This is a genomic window from Neomoorella stamsii, from assembly GCF_002995805.1.
GTDB classification, from domain to species: Bacteria; Bacillota; DSM-521; order Neomoorellales; family Neomoorellaceae; genus Neomoorella; species Neomoorella stamsii.
On sequence record NZ_PVXL01000049.1, the window covers coordinates 15,333 to 32,135 of the forward strand.

General features: G+C 58.3%; 18 protein-coding genes. 17 read left to right on the forward strand and 1 reads right to left on the reverse strand.

Annotated elements, in window-relative coordinates; genetic code table 11:
- The first annotated feature begins 36 nt into the window (after positions 1 to 36).
- From accC to MOST_RS11000, 6 genes are all read left to right on the forward strand, one after another.
- The gene (accC, locus tag MOST_RS10975; RefSeq protein WP_054935377.1) at positions 37 to 1,383 is read left to right on the forward strand and encodes an acetyl-CoA carboxylase biotin carboxylase subunit; all 1,347 of its coding nucleotides are present in this window, start codon (positions 37 to 39) and stop codon (positions 1,381 to 1,383) included.
- A gap of 135 nt (positions 1,384 to 1,518) precedes the next feature.
- Positions 1,519 to 1,932 carry an Asp23/Gls24 family envelope stress response protein gene (locus MOST_RS10980; protein WP_054935378.1) on the forward strand — a complete coding sequence of 138 codons (414 nt, stop codon included), beginning with the start codon at positions 1,519 to 1,521 and terminating at the stop codon, positions 1,930 to 1,932.
- A gap of 18 nt (positions 1,933 to 1,950) precedes the next feature.
- Positions 1,951 to 2,487: an alkaline shock response membrane anchor protein AmaP gene (gene amaP / locus MOST_RS10985; protein ID WP_054935379.1), complete on the forward strand. Its 537-nt coding sequence runs from the start codon at positions 1,951 to 1,953 to the stop codon at positions 2,485 to 2,487.
- 13 nt (positions 2,488 to 2,500) lie between these two features.
- A complete protein-coding gene (locus MOST_RS10990; RefSeq protein ID WP_054935380.1) occupies positions 2,501 to 2,728 on the forward strand; it encodes a DUF2273 domain-containing protein in 228 nt (75 codons plus the stop codon).
- Between the two features lie 15 nt (positions 2,729 to 2,743).
- Positions 2,744 to 3,148 (forward strand): transcription antitermination factor NusB, encoded by a 405-nt coding sequence (gene nusB, locus MOST_RS10995; RefSeq protein WP_054935381.1) that lies wholly within the window; start codon positions 2,744 to 2,746, stop codon positions 3,146 to 3,148.
- 3 nt (positions 3,149 to 3,151) lie between these two features.
- Positions 3,152 to 4,105, forward strand: a complete 954-nt coding sequence (locus MOST_RS11000; protein ID WP_054935382.1) for a Kae1-like domain-containing protein — start codon at positions 3,152 to 3,154, stop codon at positions 4,103 to 4,105.
- Here MOST_RS11000 and MOST_RS11005 read toward each other — a convergent pair.
- Positions 4,102 to 5,274, reverse strand: coding sequence for an MFS transporter (locus MOST_RS11005; protein WP_054935383.1), 1,173 nt, complete (start codon positions 5,272 to 5,274; stop codon positions 4,102 to 4,104). The two genes, MOST_RS11000 and MOST_RS11005, sit on opposite strands and share 4 nt — an antisense overlap.
- Positions 5,275 to 5,419: 145 nt before the next feature.
- On the opposite strand from MOST_RS11005, the gene MOST_RS11010 reads away from it, so the two are divergent.
- From MOST_RS11010 to argR, 11 genes are all read left to right on the forward strand, one after another.
- Positions 5,420 to 6,259, forward strand: a complete 840-nt coding sequence (locus MOST_RS11010; protein WP_054935384.1) for a sulfide/dihydroorotate dehydrogenase-like FAD/NAD-binding protein — start codon at positions 5,420 to 5,422, stop codon at positions 6,257 to 6,259.
- 17 nt (positions 6,260 to 6,276) lie between these two features.
- Entirely contained in the window at positions 6,277 to 7,641 is a 1,365-nt protein-coding gene (gene gltA, locus MOST_RS11015) for an NADPH-dependent glutamate synthase (protein WP_054935418.1), read from the forward strand.
- 299 nt (positions 7,642 to 7,940) lie between these two features.
- Complete coding sequence (folD, locus tag MOST_RS11020) at positions 7,941 to 8,783, forward strand: bifunctional methylenetetrahydrofolate dehydrogenase/methenyltetrahydrofolate cyclohydrolase FolD (protein WP_054935385.1); 843 nt, start codon at positions 7,941 to 7,943, stop codon at positions 8,781 to 8,783.
- Positions 8,783 to 9,994, forward strand: a complete 1,212-nt coding sequence (gene xseA / locus MOST_RS11025; protein ID WP_054935386.1) for an exodeoxyribonuclease VII large subunit — start codon at positions 8,783 to 8,785, stop codon at positions 9,992 to 9,994. The genes folD and xseA overlap by 1 nt, the downstream gene beginning before the upstream one ends.
- Before the next feature lie 71 nt (positions 9,995 to 10,065).
- The gene (xseB, locus tag MOST_RS11030) at positions 10,066 to 10,317 is read left to right on the forward strand and encodes an exodeoxyribonuclease VII small subunit (RefSeq protein ID WP_054935387.1); all 252 of its coding nucleotides are present in this window, start codon (positions 10,066 to 10,068) and stop codon (positions 10,315 to 10,317) included.
- Complete coding sequence (locus tag MOST_RS11035; protein WP_054935388.1) at positions 10,298 to 11,191, forward strand: polyprenyl synthetase family protein; 894 nt, start codon at positions 10,298 to 10,300, stop codon at positions 11,189 to 11,191. Before xseB ends, MOST_RS11035 begins: the two co-directional genes overlap by 20 nt.
- Positions 11,192 to 12,003: 812 nt before the next feature.
- Positions 12,004 to 12,591 carry a hypothetical protein gene (locus MOST_RS11040; protein ID WP_054935389.1) on the forward strand — a complete coding sequence of 196 codons (588 nt, stop codon included), beginning with the start codon at positions 12,004 to 12,006 and terminating at the stop codon, positions 12,589 to 12,591.
- Entirely contained in the window at positions 12,588 to 14,510 is a 1,923-nt protein-coding gene (gene dxs, locus MOST_RS11045) for a 1-deoxy-D-xylulose-5-phosphate synthase (RefSeq protein WP_054935390.1), read from the forward strand. Before MOST_RS11040 ends, dxs begins: the two co-directional genes overlap by 4 nt.
- Positions 14,503 to 15,342: a TlyA family RNA methyltransferase gene (locus MOST_RS11050; protein ID WP_054935391.1), complete on the forward strand. Its 840-nt coding sequence runs from the start codon at positions 14,503 to 14,505 to the stop codon at positions 15,340 to 15,342. The genes dxs and MOST_RS11050 overlap by 8 nt, the downstream gene beginning before the upstream one ends.
- 142 nt (positions 15,343 to 15,484) lie before the next feature.
- Complete coding sequence (locus MOST_RS11055; protein WP_054935392.1) at positions 15,485 to 16,444, forward strand: NAD(+)/NADH kinase; 960 nt, start codon at positions 15,485 to 15,487, stop codon at positions 16,442 to 16,444.
- On the forward strand, positions 16,341 to 16,799 hold the full coding sequence (argR, locus tag MOST_RS11060; RefSeq protein ID WP_054935393.1) for an arginine repressor: 459 nt from the start codon (positions 16,341 to 16,343) through the stop codon (positions 16,797 to 16,799). The genes MOST_RS11055 and argR overlap by 104 nt, the downstream gene beginning before the upstream one ends.
- Positions 16,800 to 16,803: the final 4 nt, after the last annotated feature.

Genomic DNA, 16,803 nt, shown 5'->3' on the forward strand with positions numbered 1-16,803 from the left:
GCCGCTAAGAAGTATGCTCTTTTCGGAGGATAGGAGATGTTTAAGCGGGTTCTCATTGCCAATCGCGGCGAGATCGCGGTGCGGATTATCCGCGCCTGCCGTGAACTGGATATCGAAACAGTAGCCGTCTATTCCGAGGCCGACCGGGGAGCCCTGCACACCAGGCTTGCCGATAAAGCCGTCTGTATCGGGCCGGCGCCGGCCAACCGCAGTTACCTGCATATCCCCAGTATTATTGCTGTTGCCCAGATGAGTGGTGCCGATGCCATTCATCCTGGTTACGGCTTCCTGGCAGAAAACCCCTACTTTGCCGAGATGTGCGCAACGGCAGGGATCACCTTTATCGGCCCTTCGCCAAGAGCCATGCAGCTCATGGGCGCCAAGGCCACTGCCCGGGCCACCATGATTGCTGCCGGAGTTCCGGTAGTACCCGGTTCAGAGGGTGTCGTCAAAGACCTGGATGCTGCCCTGGCCATAGCTAAAGAAATCGGTTACCCCGTTTTGATTAAAGCGTCCGCCGGTGGCGGTGGCCGCGGTATGCGGGTGGCCCAGGGCCCCCGGGAGCTGCGCCAGGCCATCCAAACCGCCCAGCGGGAAGCTGAAGCCGCCTTCGGTGATCCTCAGGTTTACCTGGAAAAATATATTGAAGAACCCCGCCATATTGAGTTTCAAATTTTAGGTGATACCGAAGGGAACCTCATTCACCTGGGCGAGCGCGACTGTTCCCTGCAGCGCCGCAACCAGAAGATACTGGAAGAAGCCCCCTCGGTAGCCCTCACCCCGGAACTGCGCCGGGAAATGGGAGAGGTTGCCTTAAAGGCTGCCAGGGCCGTTGATTACTACAGCACCGGTACGGTAGAATTCCTGTTGGATAAGCATGGCCGCTATTATTTTATTGAAATGAATACTCGCATCCAGGTGGAACACCCGGTGACTGAGGCGGTTACCGGTATCGACCTGGTCCAGGAACAGATCAGGATAGCGGCGGGGGAACCTTTGAGCATCCGCCAGGAGGACGTCCAGATCCGGGGGCATGCCATTGAGTGCCGGATCAATGCCGAAGACCCCAGCCATAATTTCCGGCCGGCCCCGGGGAGGATTGAACGTTACCATGTACCGGGAGGCTTTGGCATCCGGGTGGACAGTGCTGCTTATAGTGGTTACCTCATTCCTCCTTATTATGATTCCTTAATCGCCAAGGTTATTGCCTGGGCGCCGGACCGGGAAGGGGCCATCAACCGAATGACGGGGGCCCTGAAAGAAATGGTAATTGAAGGGATACCGACGACCATTCCCTTCCACCAGCAGATTATGGCCAACGCCTTTTTCCGGCGGGGTGAGATCTACACTAACTTTATCCAGCGTCGCTTACTGGCCGGCTAACGTCCTGGCAGGAGTTTCTGAAGGGTAGCTGGCGTATCCTCATCCCAAAGAAATTTATGGGCTGGCTTAGTTTAAAACTATTTTCGCAGGAAGCAGTTGTGATGGCTACCGGCCTCTGGTATAATATAGTAACAAGTGGAGGTGGGTAGAGTGGATAATATTTTAGAACAACAGGACCGAACTGATCTTGGCACTATTAAGATTACCAATGAAGTGGTAGCCATCATTGCTGGCCTGGCGGCCACGGAGATTGAAGGAGTAGCCGGCATGAGCGGCGGCATTGCCGGCGGTATTGCCGAGCTTTTAGGCCGGAAGAATCTAAGTAAGGGCGTCAAGGTAGAAGTAGGGGAAAAGGAAGCTGCTGTTGACCTGTACATAGTGGTCAACTTTGGAGTTCGTATTCCGGATGTAGCTATCAGGGTGCAGGAGAATGTAAAAAAGGCTATTGAATCAATGACGGGCTTACGGGTGGTAGAAGTTAATGTCCACGTCCAGGGCGTAGTTTTCCCCCAGGAAGAGAAAGAAGAAGAAACCAGCCGGGTCCGGTAGGGGGGTAGTGACTTGTCAATGCTGGAGCGGGCCATATTGGCCCTTTTTGCTTTGCTGGTGGCGGCCCTTTCCGTAGCTGCCCTGGCAGTCATCGCCGGCTGGACAGTGCCCCTGGACCTTTTTGAACTAAGTCTCCTGCGGCCGGACTACCGCCTCATAGCCGGTCTGGTAGCTGCCGTATTGTTCCTACTGGCCTTGCGTTTCTTCCTGGCCAGTGTGCGCCCGGCAGCAGCAAGAGAAGAGCAGGCGGTTATTAAATCTGCCGACCTTGGTACGGCCAGCATTGCCTTGCCGGCCCTGGAAAACCTAGTCACCCGGGCCGCTCGCCAGGTGAAAGGGGTACGGGAAGTGCGGCCCATCCTTAGAGTTCTCCCGGAGGGGCTAGCCGTGAAGCTCAATATTACCGTTAGCCCCGACCGCAATCTACCGGAATTGACGGCGGCCCTCCAGGAAAAGGTGCATGAATATATTGTTGCCACGGCCGGCCTGGAAGTGCTCGAGGTCCAGGTGCGGGTGAACGGTATCTACCAGGAAGGCCTGCGCCGGGTAGAATAGGGGAGATGGACGGGTGGAAAATATCCTCGACTTGCTGGACTACCTCTGGCGGGAACACCGGGGTAAGCTGATCGGCGTCAGCCTGGGCCTTATTTTTGGGCTTTTAACTGCCATCTGGGGCTTCGGGAAGGCCCTTTTCATCGGCCTCTGTGTAGCTCTGGGCTATCTTATCGGCCACCGCCTTGATCAAGGCCGGGGGTGGCAGGGCATCTGGAAACGTTTCTTTGGCGATCGCTGGTAAGGGGGAATAGTTTTCTTGAGTAGAAGGGCAGCCAGGGCCAAAGCCCTGCAGGCTCTCTTTGCCGTTGACCTGGGTCGTATGGCCCCGGAAAGGGCCGTGAAAGAAGTCTTAGCTGAAGAGCAACTTTCACTCCAGGCAGCAGACTTTGCCCGGCAGCTGGTAATGGGAACGGTCACGGCCCGCCGGGAACTCGACGCCATAATCAGCAGGTATGCAGTTGGCTGGCGCCTGGAACGCCTGGCGGCCGTCGACCGCAACATCCTCAGGATGGCATTATATGAAATGAAATATTGCCCGGATACCCCGGTGAGTGTAATTATTAACGAGGCCATTGAACTAGCCAAAACTTTTAATGACGAAGAAGCCGGTAGGTTTGTCAACGGCTTGCTGGACACCGCCCGCAAGGAGCTGGGTAGATAGCTAATGGCCATTCTCGGCATCGATACTAGTGCCTATACCTGTTCAGTAGCCATCGTCAGCGTTGACGGCGAAATACTTACAGCTCACCGCCGCCTGCTGCCGGTACCCCCGGGGGAAAGGGGACTGCAGCAGGGAACGGCGGTTTTTCATCATGTCCAGAGCTTGCCGGAACTGCTGGCCGCAGCCTTTGCCGACGTGCCGGCAACCCTTCTCAAAGGAGTGGCGGCTGCCACCAGACCCCGGCCCGTGGCAGGCTCCTATATGCCGGTTTTTACCGTAGCCGCCGGGCAGGGCCGGATACTGGCAGCCGCCTTGCAGGTACCCTTCCTGGCCACTACCCACCAGGAAGGGCATATTGCCGCGGGCCTGTGGTCGGCAGGCTGGCAGCCGGACGGTCCCTTTCTGGCCGTCCACCTGTCGGGAGGGACCTCCGAAATTCTCCAGGTCAGCCGTAAATCCGGTGGTTTTAATATTAGCAAACTGGGGGGTACCCTGGATCTTCATGCCGGGCAACTGGTAGACCGGGTCGGGGTGCTCATGGGCCTGAAGTTTCCCGCCGGGCCGCAGCTGGAACTGCTGGCCCGGGAAGCCAGAGGAGAAGATGGAGAAAAGGTCCGGCTGACCTCAGCCGTCCGGGGGTACAATTTTAGTTTTTCCGGGCCGGCCAGCCAGGCAGAACGCCTGCTGGCTGCAGGTGCTCCCCGAGCGGCCATCGCCCGGGCGGTGGAGCAGTGTATTGCCAATACCCTGGAGAAGGTCTTGCGGCCAGCCGTGATTACTACCGGGATTAAAGATATTTTAATCGTCGGAGGGGTGGCGGCCAATGCCTACCTGCGCAGCCGCCTGCGTCACCGCCTGGAACACCGCGCCGTAGGAGCCCGCCTCTACTTTGCCGCCCCGGAACATAGTTCCGACAATGCTATCGGCGTGGCCCTGCTGGGCCGCGAGGTAGTTTAGTGCGCCTTTACCGGTTGCCGGCGTAGGTCTGGCAGGGGAAGGGCCAGGGCAGCAGCCAGGGCAGGAATAATGGCCAGGAGATGGATGACAAAGGGGACACCCCTGGCATCGGCAATACCACCCAGTAGGAGGAGCCCCAGGCCGCCAGTGCCGATGGCAAACCCCATCATCAGGCCGGAGGCCACCCCGATGTGCCGGGGCATCAAGGACTGGGCCAGGACAATGGCCGGGGCAAAGGTAGAAACTACCGCAAAGCCGCTCAAGGCCAGCAATATGGCCACCCAGAGCCCTTTGACGTAAGGGAAGGCCAGGACCAGGGGGATAAGCACCAGCATTGAGGCGATGATCATCTTTTTGGCTCCCCAGTAATCGGCGAGTCGCCCGCCCACCAGGGTACCCACGGCGCCGGCAATGAGAAAGATGGAGAGCATAGTACTGGCGAAGACGGCCTCACCATGGAGGTAATGCTGGTAGTAAAAGGGGATGTAATAGGTTAAACCAGTATGCAGCCAGGAACGCAAAATGACTACCCAGACCAGGAGAATAATGGCCGCCAGGGAAGCCCTGCTGTACTTTTCCTCCTTCTGACCGGCAGTAGCTACCCGCTGGCCGGTGGCCATGGTACGGCCAATGGCCGGCATGGTATGAGCCAGTAAAGCGACGGTAAGAACCGTAGGAAAGAGAATCAGCCAAGAGGATTTTAAACCACCGTGGCTGAGGATGAGAGAAGCGATTATTGGCCCCAGGCCGAAGCCCAGGTTACCGCCTACGGAAAAGACGGCCATGGAACTGGCCTGCAGGGGACCGCTGATATAATGGGCCGACTTGGAAGCTTCCGGGTGGTAGGCAGCTACCCCGAGGCCGCTCATAAAGACTATGACTGTAAGCAAGTAGTAGTTGGGTACCAAGCCGAAGGCAGCCATACCCAGGCCGGCTAACAGGCAGCCGGTGGGCAAGAGCCAGCGCAGCTGGTACCGGTCCGATAGGTAACCGAAAAGAGGCTGGATCACGGAAGAACTGATAGTAGATAGAGCGGGAATGAGGCTGGCGGCCGTAAAGGTCAGACCAACCTGTTCTTTATATACCGACAGAAAAATGGGCAGCAGGCCCTGGTTGATATCGGTAACCAGGTGCCCCAGGCTTAATAGGTAAAGGATGCGTTTTTGCACTTGTTTAACCCTCCAGTCTCTCATCATATCTTAAACCCTGGAAGGGTAGCGGTCAAGGATTATTAGCAGGAATATGGGTTTTAACAGCGAATATAATTAAGGTTATATTCATGATAGTTTAACTTGTAAGGGGGTAAGGCAGTTAGTGTACCGTATTGTCCGGAAAGAAGTCATGTCGCCAGTCATCAAGCTCATGGAGATTGAAGCTCCGGAAGTGGCTGCCAAAGCCCAGGCCGGACAATTTATTATTCTCCGGATAGACGAAGAGGGGGAACGCATTCCTTTAACCATCGCCGATTTTGATCGCACCCGGGGCACCATTACTACTATCTTCCAGGAAGTAGGCTACACTACCCGGCGCCTGGGTACCCTGGAGGCGGGGGATGCTCTCGCTGACTTTGTCGGTCCCCTGGGACAGCCCTCAGAGATTGAAAATTACGGCCGGGTCGTTTGTGTTGGCGGCGGTGTCGGTGTGGCCCCGGTTTATCCCATAGCCCGCGCCTTAAAGGAAGCCGGCAACGAAGTAATTTCTATTATTGGTGCCCGGACAAAGGAACTGCTTATCTGGGAAGACGAAATGCGGGCCGTTTCTAGTGAGTTGCTGGTGGCCACCGATGACGGCAGCTATGGCCACCACGGCTTTGTAACGGACCTCTTAAAGCAGGTCCTGGAAGAAAGGGGTAATGTAGCCCGGGTCTGGGGTATCGGCCCGGTGGTCATGATGCGTGCCGTGGCGGAAACTACCAGGCCCTTTGGTGTGCCCACCATTGTCAGTATGAATCCCATTATGGTGGACGGTACGGGTATGTGCGGCGCCTGCCGGGTCAGCGTCGGCGGGGAGACCAAATTTGCCTGCGTAGACGGGCCGGAATTTGACGGCCACCAGGTTGACTGGCAGCTGGCCCTGCGGCGGATGAACATGTATAGAGAAGAGGAAGAAAGGATTCTCAAGTTCCATGAGGGAGGTGGCTGCAAGTGCCATTAATTCCCCAGAAAACTCCCATGCCTTCCCAGAATCCGAAAGAGCGTATCCGCAACTTCAATGAAGTAGCCCTGGGCTATACCGAAGAGATGGCACTGGCCGAAGCTGAGCGCTGCCTCCAGTGTAAAAAGGCTCCCTGCCGCCAGGGTTGCCCGGTAGAGGTGGACATCCCGGCCTTTATCAGCCTGATAAAGGAGAAAGATTTTGACGGAGCCATTGCTAAAATAAAAGAAAAGAACAACCTACCGGCCATTTGCGGACGGGTTTGCCCCCAGGAAAACCAGTGTGAAAAATACTGTACCGTGGGCAAGAAGCATGAGCCGGTAGCCATCGGCCGCCTGGAACGCTTTGTCGCTGATTACCAGATGGCTAAAGGCGAGGCGGCTGTAGTGAGCAAGGCACCGGCTACTGGTTTTAAGGTGGCAGTAATAGGTTCCGGTCCTGCCGGCTTGACAGCTGCGGCTGACCTGGCCCGGATGGGACACCAGGTGACGGTCTTTGAAGCCCTCCATGTGCCCGGGGGCGTACTGATGTACGGTATCCCTGAATTCCGCCTGCCGAAAAAGATCGTCCAGCAGGAGATCGACTCCATCCGTCAGCTGGGGGTAGAGATCCGGACCAATGCCGTGGTCGGCAAGGTTACCACTGTGGATGAGCTCCTCGCCAGCGGCTACGATGCCGTCTTTATCGGTACGGGGGCCGGGCTGCCCCACTTCATGGGGATACCCGGGGAAAACCTCCTGGGCGTCTACTCGGCCAACGAATTCCTCACCCGGACCAACCTGATGAAGGCCTACCTCTTCCCCCACTATGCCACCCCCATCAAGGTGGGCAGGCGGGTGGCTGTTATCGGCGCCGGCAATGTGGCCATGGATGCGGCCCGTACCGCCCTGCGTCTGGGAGCAGAAGAATCCTATATAGTTTACCGCCGTTCGGCAGCCGAAATGCCGGCCCGCAAGGAAGAAGTAGAGCACGCTGAAGAGGAAGGGGTCCAGTTCCACCTCCTCACCAGCCCGGTGAAAATCTATGGGGACGACCGAGGTGTGGTGACGGGTATGACCTGCCAGCGCTTTGAACTGGGCGAGCCTGACGCATCCGGTCGCCGGCGGCCAGTGCCCATCCCTGGTTCCGAGTATGATATGGAAGTAGATACAGTGGTCATGGCCATCGGCCAGGGCCCCAACCCCCTGGTCTTAAGGACCACTCCGGGCCTGGAACTCACCCGCAAAGGTACCATCGCCGCTGATGAGGCTACCGGCGCCACCTCCCGGAAGGGCGTCTTTGCTGGCGGCGACATCGTCACCGGCGCGGCAACCGTCATCCTCGCCATGGGAGCCGGCAAAGCCGCCGCCCGGGCCATCGACAAGTATTTGCGGGAGAAATGAGTTTTTCGGAGGAGTCACCCATGGTGGCGAGCCGCCACCAGAGGGCATAAAAATGCCGGGCTGGCATTTGTCGGAAGCGAGCGAGCTTTTACCGAGTGGCGAAGCGGCCCAGGCGAAGCCGAGGGATGATAAGCGGGGCCGAGGACAGGATGTCCGAGGCCGGCCTCTGAGGCAAGGATGCCGAATAGGCCGGGACCCCGCCCGAGCTAGAGGCTGAGCCGTAGGCCGCTCCACAAGGGCCAGGGAGCGAGCGAGACAATGCCAGCCTGCGAGTGAGTATTTTAAGGAGGTCTAATGCCATGCCAGCCCAAATCCTGGACGGCAAGCAGATTGCCGCCGAAGTACGGGAAGAAGTCAAGCAGGAAGTAGCTAGGTTAAAAGAGCAGGGGATTACTCCCGGTTTGGCCGTCGTCCTGGTCGGCGACGACCCGGCTTCCCAGGTATATGTGCGCAACAAACACCGCGCCTGCGAAGAAGTCGGCATCTACTCGGTAGTCCACCGCCTGCCGGCGGAAACCACCCAGGCCCAACTCCTGGACTTAATCAAACAGCTCAATAACGATCCCCAGATTCACGGCATCCTGGTACAGCTTCCCCTGCCCGGTCATATCGACGAAAAAACTGTCATCGACACCATTACCCTGGAAAAGGATGTCGACGGTTTCAGCCCGGCTAATGTCGGCAACCTGGTCATTGGTGATAAGTGCTTTTACCCCTGTACGCCCCATGGCTGCATGGTCCTCATGGACAAGACCGGGATTGATCCCAAAGGTAAAAAGGCAGTTGTCGTTGGCCGCAGCAATATCGTCGGCAAACCCATGGCCATGATGCTTTTAGCCCGCCATGCCACGGTAACCATCTGCCACTCCCGCACCAAAAATCTAGCTGAAGAGTGCCGCCAGGCCGACATCCTGGTGGCTGCCGTAGGCAAGCCGGAGATGATCACCGGCGATATGATCAAGGAAGGTGCGGTAGTCATCGATGTGGGCATCAACCGCGTGGGCGAAAAAAAGCTGGTGGGGGATGTCCACTTTGAGAGTGCCGCCCAAAAAGCCAGCTGGATTACCCCGGTGCCCGGGGGAGTTGGTCCCATGACCATTGCCATGCTGCTGAAAAATACAGTCGAGGCGGCCCGGCGCTAGTGTCCGGGCAGCGGGTCCTGGCGGTGAGGGAACTCACCGCCTATTTGCAGCGCCTGATAGGTAATGACGGCCGCCTGGCCAACGTCTGGGTCAAGGGGGAGATCTCTAACTTACGCCGGCCGGTGTCGGGGCACCTCTATTTTACCCTGAAGGACCAGGTGGCTGCTTTGCGCTGCGTAATGTTCCAGGGCCGTAGCCGGAACCTGAGCTTTCGCCTCCAGGACGGCCTGGAGATAATAGCCAGGGGCCAGGTAGCCATTTATCCCCGGGACGGCGTTTACCAGCTTTATGTAGCTGAAATCTTCCCGGCCGGAATGGGGATGGCCAGCCTCGCCCTCCAGGAGCTGGCGGCCCGCCTGGAACGGGAAGGTCTTTTTGCCGCCGAGCGTAAACGGCCCCTGCCCCTCCTACCGCGCCGGGTGGGCCTGGTGACCTCACCCAGCGGTGCCGCCCTGCGGGATATGGTTACCGTCAGCCGGCGGCGCTTTCCCGGTATTGACCTGGTACTGGCCCCGGCTACCGTCCAGGGTGACACTGCCCCCTTGGAACTGGCCCGGGCCCTGGAACTCCTGGGCAAACTGGGCGGGGTCGACGTGATTATCATCGGCCGCGGCGGCGGCTCAGCCGAGGACTTGAGTGCTTTCAATACCGAAGTCGTCGCCCGGGCCATCTATGCTTGCCCGGTACCGGTTATTGCTGCCGTTGGGCACGAGACGGACCTCACCCTGGCCGACAGGGTGGCTGACCGGCGGGCACCAACGCCTTCGGCTGCCGCCGAACTGGCCGTCCCGGTAAAGACCGAACTGGAAGAGCGCCTGGATATACTGGCTGCCCGTGCCCGGCGGGGGGTGGAGCACCGCCTGCAGATGGCGCGGGCCAGGCTCGAACGCCTGGTTAAAAGCCGGGGCATGGCCCAGCCCCAGCAGGAACTGTATTATCGCCAGCAATACCTGGACGGGCTAGAGCAGCGCCTGCTGGCTTCCTGGCAGCGCCATTACGGGGCCAGGGAACAGGCCTTGCAGTTGTTAACGGCCCGCCTGGAGGCCGCCAGCCCTCTGGCCATCTTGAGCCGCGGCTATGCCGTCTGCCGGCGTCCCGGCGGGGGCCCCCCCATCCGGCACAGCCTGGAGGTGGCTCCCGGGGAAAAGGTGGAAGTAGTCTTAAGCCAGGGCCGCCTCCAGTGCCAGGTGGATGATGTGGACGGTGGCTAAGGTATCTCTAGCGGATATGTAAATAGTGGTAAAAGCCAGGCAAATAACGGCACTTTAGGAGGAACCAGAGCATGCCTGAAGGCGAACAGCTAAAATTTGAAGAAGCCTTGCAGAAACTTGAGGGTATCGTCCGGGCCCTGGAAGGAGAAGGCCTGACCCTGGAAGATTCCCTGGCCTATTACCAGGAAGGGATCAGGCTGGTGCGCCTGTGCCGGCAGCGCCTCCAGGAAGTCGAGGGCAAACTCCAGGCACTCCTGGTCCATGAAGGCGAAGTAGTACTGAAAGAAATCTCTCTACCCGGGGGTGAGGGTTACGGAGCTTGAAAGTTACCTGGCCTCCCGCCGGCAACTGGTCCAGGAAGCCTTAGAAAAGAGCCTGCCGCCGGCGGAGAGTTATCCCCCGGCCATTCACCAGGCCATGCGCTACAGCCTTTTTGCAGGAGGTAAGAGGTTAAGGCCTATCCTGGTGCTGGCGGCGGGTGAGTCTGCAGGCAGCCCCCCGGAACCCCTCCTGCCGGCCGCCTGCGCGGTGGAGCTCATCCATACCTATTCTCTCATCCACGATGACCTGCCGGCTATGGATAATGATGACTATCGCCGCGGCCGGCCCACCTGTCATAAAGTTTTCGGTGAGGCCATCGCCCTGCTGGCCGGGGATGCCCTCCTCACGCAAGCCTTTGCTGTTTTGAGCCAGGTGCCGGCCGGCATCCCGCCGGCGAAAGTTCTCCAGGCCATCGGCGAACTGGCTACCGCCGCCGGCAGCCAGGGGATGATTGGCGGCCAGGTGGTGGACATGGAGGCCGAGGGCCGGCCGGCGACCCTGGAAATAGTTAATTACATCCACACCCACAAGACCGGCAGCCTCATCCGCGCCTGCCTGCGCCTGGGCGGCATCTTAAGCGGGGCCGGGGAGGAGCAATTGGCAGTACTTACGCGCTATGGCGAAAACCTGGGGCTGGCTTTCCAGATAACCGACGACATTCTCGATATTGAGGGCGATTTTACCCGCATGGGTAAAAAAGGCGGGATGGATGTGGCCCGGGGCAAGGCAACCTACCCGGCCTGCTTAGGTCTAAAAAAGGCCCGGGAGATAGCCAGGGAACTCTGTGCCGAGGCGCAAAGTTTAGCCCTGTCCCTGGGCCCGGCTGCCGAACCTTTATTCCTCCTTGCCGGTTACGTTCTCAACCGGCAAGGATAGTCATACGCTGAGCATAAAGGTGTCCGGGGCAGGGGGAAAAGGCATACCGGTGCTGGCTGCCGGCCAGCACCATAGACGGCTTAAGGCTACCAGGGGCTTCTGACTGTGGTGCTTGCCGTTTAAAGACAAATACCTTATAATACATCCTGCCAACTAAAAAATTTTGCCTACTCTATATTGGTGGGTGGCGCAGTATTCTAGTCAAGACCACCATCTTTGAAGACGGGCCTAAAAATCCGTCAAGGGCACACCGATGAAGTTCCTGGTGCTGGCTGCCGACGCCCAGTCGGGGGTTGGTACTGGGAGTTAAGGAGGGGGGGCGATCTACAATGGCATGTAGGCGTGGACCCTCCCTCCGTGGAGACCCAGGTGCGTGGGAAAGTTCCTGCGGCAGGAGCAAATACTATGGCCTGGGGTAGAAACCTGCAGTCGGTACGAAGGGTGCTGGCTGCAGCGTAGCCTGCCTTGAGCGGTAGTGGTGGATGCGGGTGGGAAGCACCTGTCAAGGTCTTCGCCGAAGACCTGTTGACCATAGCGGAAACCACTACTGCAAAAGAGGCTAGAAGATGGCCGGGCTTGTCGAGGAAAACTCCTAGACTGTTTACCACCGGTAAGGCTGGCCGGGGATTAAAGTATGTGCTAAGTGGTAATCCAGTCCTGCCTCCGGCGACGGCGCAGGGCACCCTTTAAAGGGAAACCGCCACAGCGGCGACGCGTGGTAGGGTGCCGGGAAAACCTACTGGACCTAAGCCATAATATTTATCCGGCCAGCTGCCACCCACCTAATTATGAAGTAGGAGGCCGGAAACATTTTGACCAGATTACAAGGTCGTTCCTCCTGGAAAAATGCCCTGACCATGGGCGGGGGGACTTTTTTTATAGCCCTGGCCATAGGCTATGGTTCCCAGGTGTTTCTGGGTAGAATAACTTCCATAATTTTATCCTTTACCCTGTTGATGTTAATTATCCTGGCCGGTATTGCCTTTGATATAGTTGGCGTAGCCACGGCAGCGGCCAGTGAGGCGCCCCTGCATGCCCGGGCGGCCAAAAAGATCCCCGGTGCCCGCCAGGCCCTGGGTTTACTTCGCAACGCCGAACGGGTGGCCAGCTTTTCCACCGACGTGGTGGGGGACGTTTGCAGTACCTTAAGCGGTGCGGTTGGGGCGGTTATTATCTTACGCCTAGCAGGCCAGCATGGGGCGGAAGACCTGCTGGTCAGTACCCTCATGACGGCCGTTATCTCGGCTGTGACTGTAGGAGGCAAAGCCCTGGGCAAGGGATTTGCCTTGCACCAGGCCAGTGACATAATTTTTTTTGTGGGCCGGGTGTTGTACGGTGTGGAAAAACTAACCGGGTGGCGCCCCTTTAACCATGCACCCCAGAAAGGACGGCGGCCATGAACCTGCTGGATAAAATTAAGGAACCGGCTGATGTGAAAAAGCTGAATAACCAGGAACTCGAGTTGCTGGCCACGGAAATACGCCGGGAACTGGTACGGACGGTAGCCCGCACAGGCGGCCACCTGGCGCCCAACCTGGGTGTAGTGGAATTGACCCTGGCCCTCCACAGTGTTTTTGATTTACCCCGGGATAAAATCATCTGGGACGTGGGCCACCAGTGCTATGTGCACAAGATGCTCACCGGCCGGCGCTCCCAGTTTAGCACTTTGCGCCAGTTCGGGGGCTTGAGCGGCTTTCCCAAGCGAGCCGAAAGCCCCTATGATACTTTTGATACCGGTCATAGCAGCACCTCTATTTCGGCCGCCTTAGGTATGGCCCTGGCCCGGGATTTAAAGGGTGAGGATTACCAGGTCGTAGCGGTAATTGGCGATGGTGCCCTGACGGGTGGCATGGCCTTTGAGGCCATGAATCATGCCGGTCACTTGAAGGCCAGCCTGATTGTGGTGCTCAATGATAATGAAATGTCCATCTCCAGCCCGGTAGGGGGTATGGCGGCCTACCTTTCCCGCCTGCGGACGGATCCCATGTACTCCCGGGGTAAGGAAGAACTGGAAAACCTTCTCAACCGCCTGCCCCATGTGGGGCCACGGGTTTTAAAGATAATTGACCGGATTAAGGATAGCTTTAAATACCTGGTTGTCCCAGGAATGCTTTTTGAGGAACTGGGCTTCACCTACCTGGGCCCCATTGAAGGCCACAACATTGCCCGGCTCAAAGAAGTGCTGCAACGCGCCCGTGCTACCCGCGGGCCGGTCCTGGTTCATGTAATTACAACCAAAGGCAAAGGTTACCGGCCGGCTGAAACCCATCCCGGCCGCTTCCACGGCGTTGGCCCCTTTGACCCGGATACAGGTGAACCTTTAACTGCGGGGGGACCGCCGACTTATACCTCCGTTTTTGGCGCCGAACTGGTACGCCAGGGGGAAAAAAACAACCGCCTGGTGGCCATAACGGCGGCCATGCCCGAGGGTACCGGCCTCATTCCCTTTGCCCGGCGATTCCCAAAACGCTTTTTTGATGTCGGCATTGCCGAGCAGCATGCCCTGACCATGGCCGCCGGCCTTGCGGCAGCGGGATTAAAACCGGTAGTGGCCATTTACTCCACCTTTTTGCAGCGGGCCGTTGACCAGGTCATCCATGATATTGCCTTAATGGAACTACCGGTAGTCCTGGCCATTGACCGGGCCGGGCTGGTAGGTGAAGATGGGGAAACCCACCAGGGCCTCTTTGACCTGGCCCTGCTGCGCAGCATCCCCCGGATGGTAATCATGGCTCCCAAAGACGAGCAGGAACTGCGGCACATGCTGGTTACAGCCATCCAGCATAACGGTCCGACAGCCTTGCGTTATCCCCGGGGTGCCGGTGTGGGTGTACCGTTAACTGGTGCGGCCCAGCCCCTGCCTATCGGTAAAGGGGAGGTCCTGCGCCAGGGCAGGGATGTAGCCATCCTGGCCCTGGGTCCCCTGGTTTACGCCGCCCTGGCCGCCGCTGGAGAACTGGCCGCCCGGGGTATTGAAGCGGCAGTCATCAACCCGCGCTTTGTTAAACCCCTGGACGCGGAGCTAATTCTCACCTGGGCCGCTAAGACTGGCCGCCTGGTGACGGTTGAGGAACACGTCCTGGCCGGCGGTTTTGGTAGTGCCGTCCTGGAATTGCTGGCTGCTAACGGCAGGGAGAGGACGCGGGTGCAATGCCTGGGGGTTAAGGACGAGTTTGTCCCCCAGGGTAAACCGGCCGTTTTACGGGAACACTTAGGTTTGACGCCGGCGGGGATCATCAAGGCCGTCCAGCAGGTGCTGGAGGAAGAGCCGATGCTTACCAGGCATAAATTGGGTACCAGGGAGATTTCCGGTGGCTAGACAACGAATAGACCTCCTGCTGGTGCAGCGGGGACTGTTTGCCAGCCGCCAGCAGGCACGGGCGGCCATTATGGCTGGCGAGGTGCTGGTCAACAATGTCCCGGTAGACAAGCCCGGGGAGAGGGTCCCGGTTGAAGCGGAGATACGCCTCACCGGCCAGCCCCTGCCTTACGTTAGCCGCGGCGGTTTAAAGCTGGAGAAGGCCCTAAAGGTTTTTAATATTGATTTACGCGATAAAATAATCCTTGATGTGGGCGCGTCCACCGGTGGTTTTACCGACTGTGCCCTTAAACACGGCGCCGCCAGGGTATATGCCGTTGATGTCGGTTACGGCCAGCTGGCCTGGTCGCTCCGCCAGGATCCCCGGGTAACTGTCCTGGAAAGGACCAACGCCCGTTACCTGGAACGGGATACCCTGGGGGAGCTGGTTGACGTGGCCACTATTGATGTGGCCTTCATCTCCCTGGCGAAAATCCTCCCGGCCGTCCTCCGCTGCCTGCAACCGGAAGGGGAGATTATTGCCCTGGTCAAGCCCCAGTTTGAAGCCGGCCCTGGCCGGGTGGGTAAAAAGGGAGTTGTGCGCGACCCGGCCGTGCACCGGGAGGTTTTAAAAGAAGTAATGACCGGGGCAGCCGGGTTGGGTTTAAAAATCTATGGTTTGACCTGTTCCCCCATCAGCGGCCCGGAGGGTAATTTAGAATTCCTCCTCTGGCTGGGCTTAAAGGGCCAGGGCCTGGACGCAGGAGAGTGGCAATCCCTGATTGACCGGGTTGTATCAGAAGCCCACCAGGCTCTTAGAGATGGGGGTATGTCTGGGAGCCGCGAAACATAAGCGCCGGTAACAGAACAGGCGATGCCATATCATTGGCAAGCCGCAAGTGGCATAGAACCGCCGAACTAAGCCGTCGCTCTGCCGGCGCATAGTTTCTCAAGCGGCGAGGGACATACCCTCGCCAGGGAAGTGAGGGAGTTTATTGCAGTGCATCGGCATAGTAGCCAACCTTGATAAGCCGAGGGTAAGGGAAGTAGCCCTGGAACTCATGGACTACCTGGAAGGCCGGGGCGTGCGGGCAGTGGTATCCACCAGCAAAGCTGCCGCCCTGGGTTGCCCGGAAAAAGGCGTGCCGGAAAAAGAGCTGGCAGGTGCCGATTGCCTTTTAGCTTTAGGTGGTGATGGCACCCTCCTGCGGGCGGCGCGGATAGTTGCCGGTGCCGCTACGCCCATTCTCGGCGTCAACCTGGGTCACCTGGGGTTTTTAACAGAAATTGAACTGGCTGAACTTTATCCCGCCCTGGATAAGCTCCTGGCCGGTGATTACCGCCTGGAAGAGCGGATGATGCTCCAGGGTACTGTCAGGCGCCCGGACCAGGCGCTAAACTGCCAGGCCTTAAATGACGTGGTAATTACCAAGGGTGCCTTTTCCCGCATGCTCCGCCTGGAGGTTTATATTGGCCCGGCTTATCTGGATACTTACCCGGCCGATGGCCTCATTATCTCCTCACCTACGGGTTCGACGGCTTATTCACTGTCGGCCGGTGGTCCCCTGGTATCCCCGGAACTGCAAGTAATGATTTTAACACCCATCTGTCCCCATACCCTTTACAGCCGGCCCCTGGTTGTACCCGGGGAACAGCAGATCAGGGTCCATGTTCACGCCCAGGGAGCGGAAGTCATGCTTACTGTTGACGGCCAGCAGGGATGGCACCTGGAAAACGGGGACGTCATTACCGTTACCCGGGCTGGAGTACCTACGTACCTGATACGTTTAAAAAATAACACCTTTTACAGCCTGGTACGGGAAAAATTGCGGGAAGGGGGGAACCGGCAGTATGACGAAAGCCAGGCGCCAGCAGTTGATTCTGGAAATAATAGCCAGCACCCCGGTAACTACCCAGGAACAGCTGGCCCGGGAACTGCACAAGCACGGCCTTAAAGTGACCCAGGCTACCGTTTCCCGGGATATTAAGGAACTTGGCCTGGTGAAAGTGCCGGCAGGGGAGAACCTCTATCGCTACGCGGCACCGCCAGGACAGCCCCTGGTCAATACTTACGGCCGGTTGCAGCGCCTCTTTGAAGATTCCGTGGTTAAAGTAGACGACAGTGAGAATTTGATTTTAATCCGCACCCTGCCGGGGACGGCCCATGCCGTTGCCTCCTGCCTGGATAACCTGGCCTGGCCGGAGATTATCGGGACGGTAGCCGGGGATGATACCATCCTGGTCATTGTAAAACCCAAGGAAGCTGTGGCCACGGTCTTAAAGCGCTTTGAGGAGCTCAGGGAAGGGTGAGGCC

Excerpts from the sequence above, each read along its gene's own strand:
- accC (WP_054935377.1), top strand. The coding sequence starts at position 37 with ATGTTTAAGCGGGTTCTCATTGCCAATCGCGGCGAGATCGCGGTGCGG.
- amaP (WP_054935379.1), top strand. The coding sequence starts at position 1,951 with ATGCTGGAGCGGGCCATATTGGCCCTTTTTGCTTTGCTGGTGGCGGCC.
- MOST_RS11000 (WP_054935382.1), top strand. The coding sequence starts at position 3,152 with ATGGCCATTCTCGGCATCGATACTAGTGCCTATACCTGTTCAGTAGCC.
- gltA (WP_054935418.1), top strand. The coding sequence starts at position 6,277 with ATGCCTTCCCAGAATCCGAAAGAGCGTATCCGCAACTTCAATGAAGTA.
- folD (WP_054935385.1), top strand. The coding sequence starts at position 7,941 with ATGCCAGCCCAAATCCTGGACGGCAAGCAGATTGCCGCCGAAGTACGG.
- xseB (WP_054935387.1), top strand. The coding sequence starts at position 10,066 with ATGCCTGAAGGCGAACAGCTAAAATTTGAAGAAGCCTTGCAGAAACTT.
- dxs (WP_054935390.1), top strand. The coding sequence starts at position 12,588 with ATGAACCTGCTGGATAAAATTAAGGAACCGGCTGATGTGAAAAAGCTG.
- argR (WP_054935393.1), top strand. The coding sequence starts at position 16,341 with ATGACGAAAGCCAGGCGCCAGCAGTTGATTCTGGAAATAATAGCCAGC.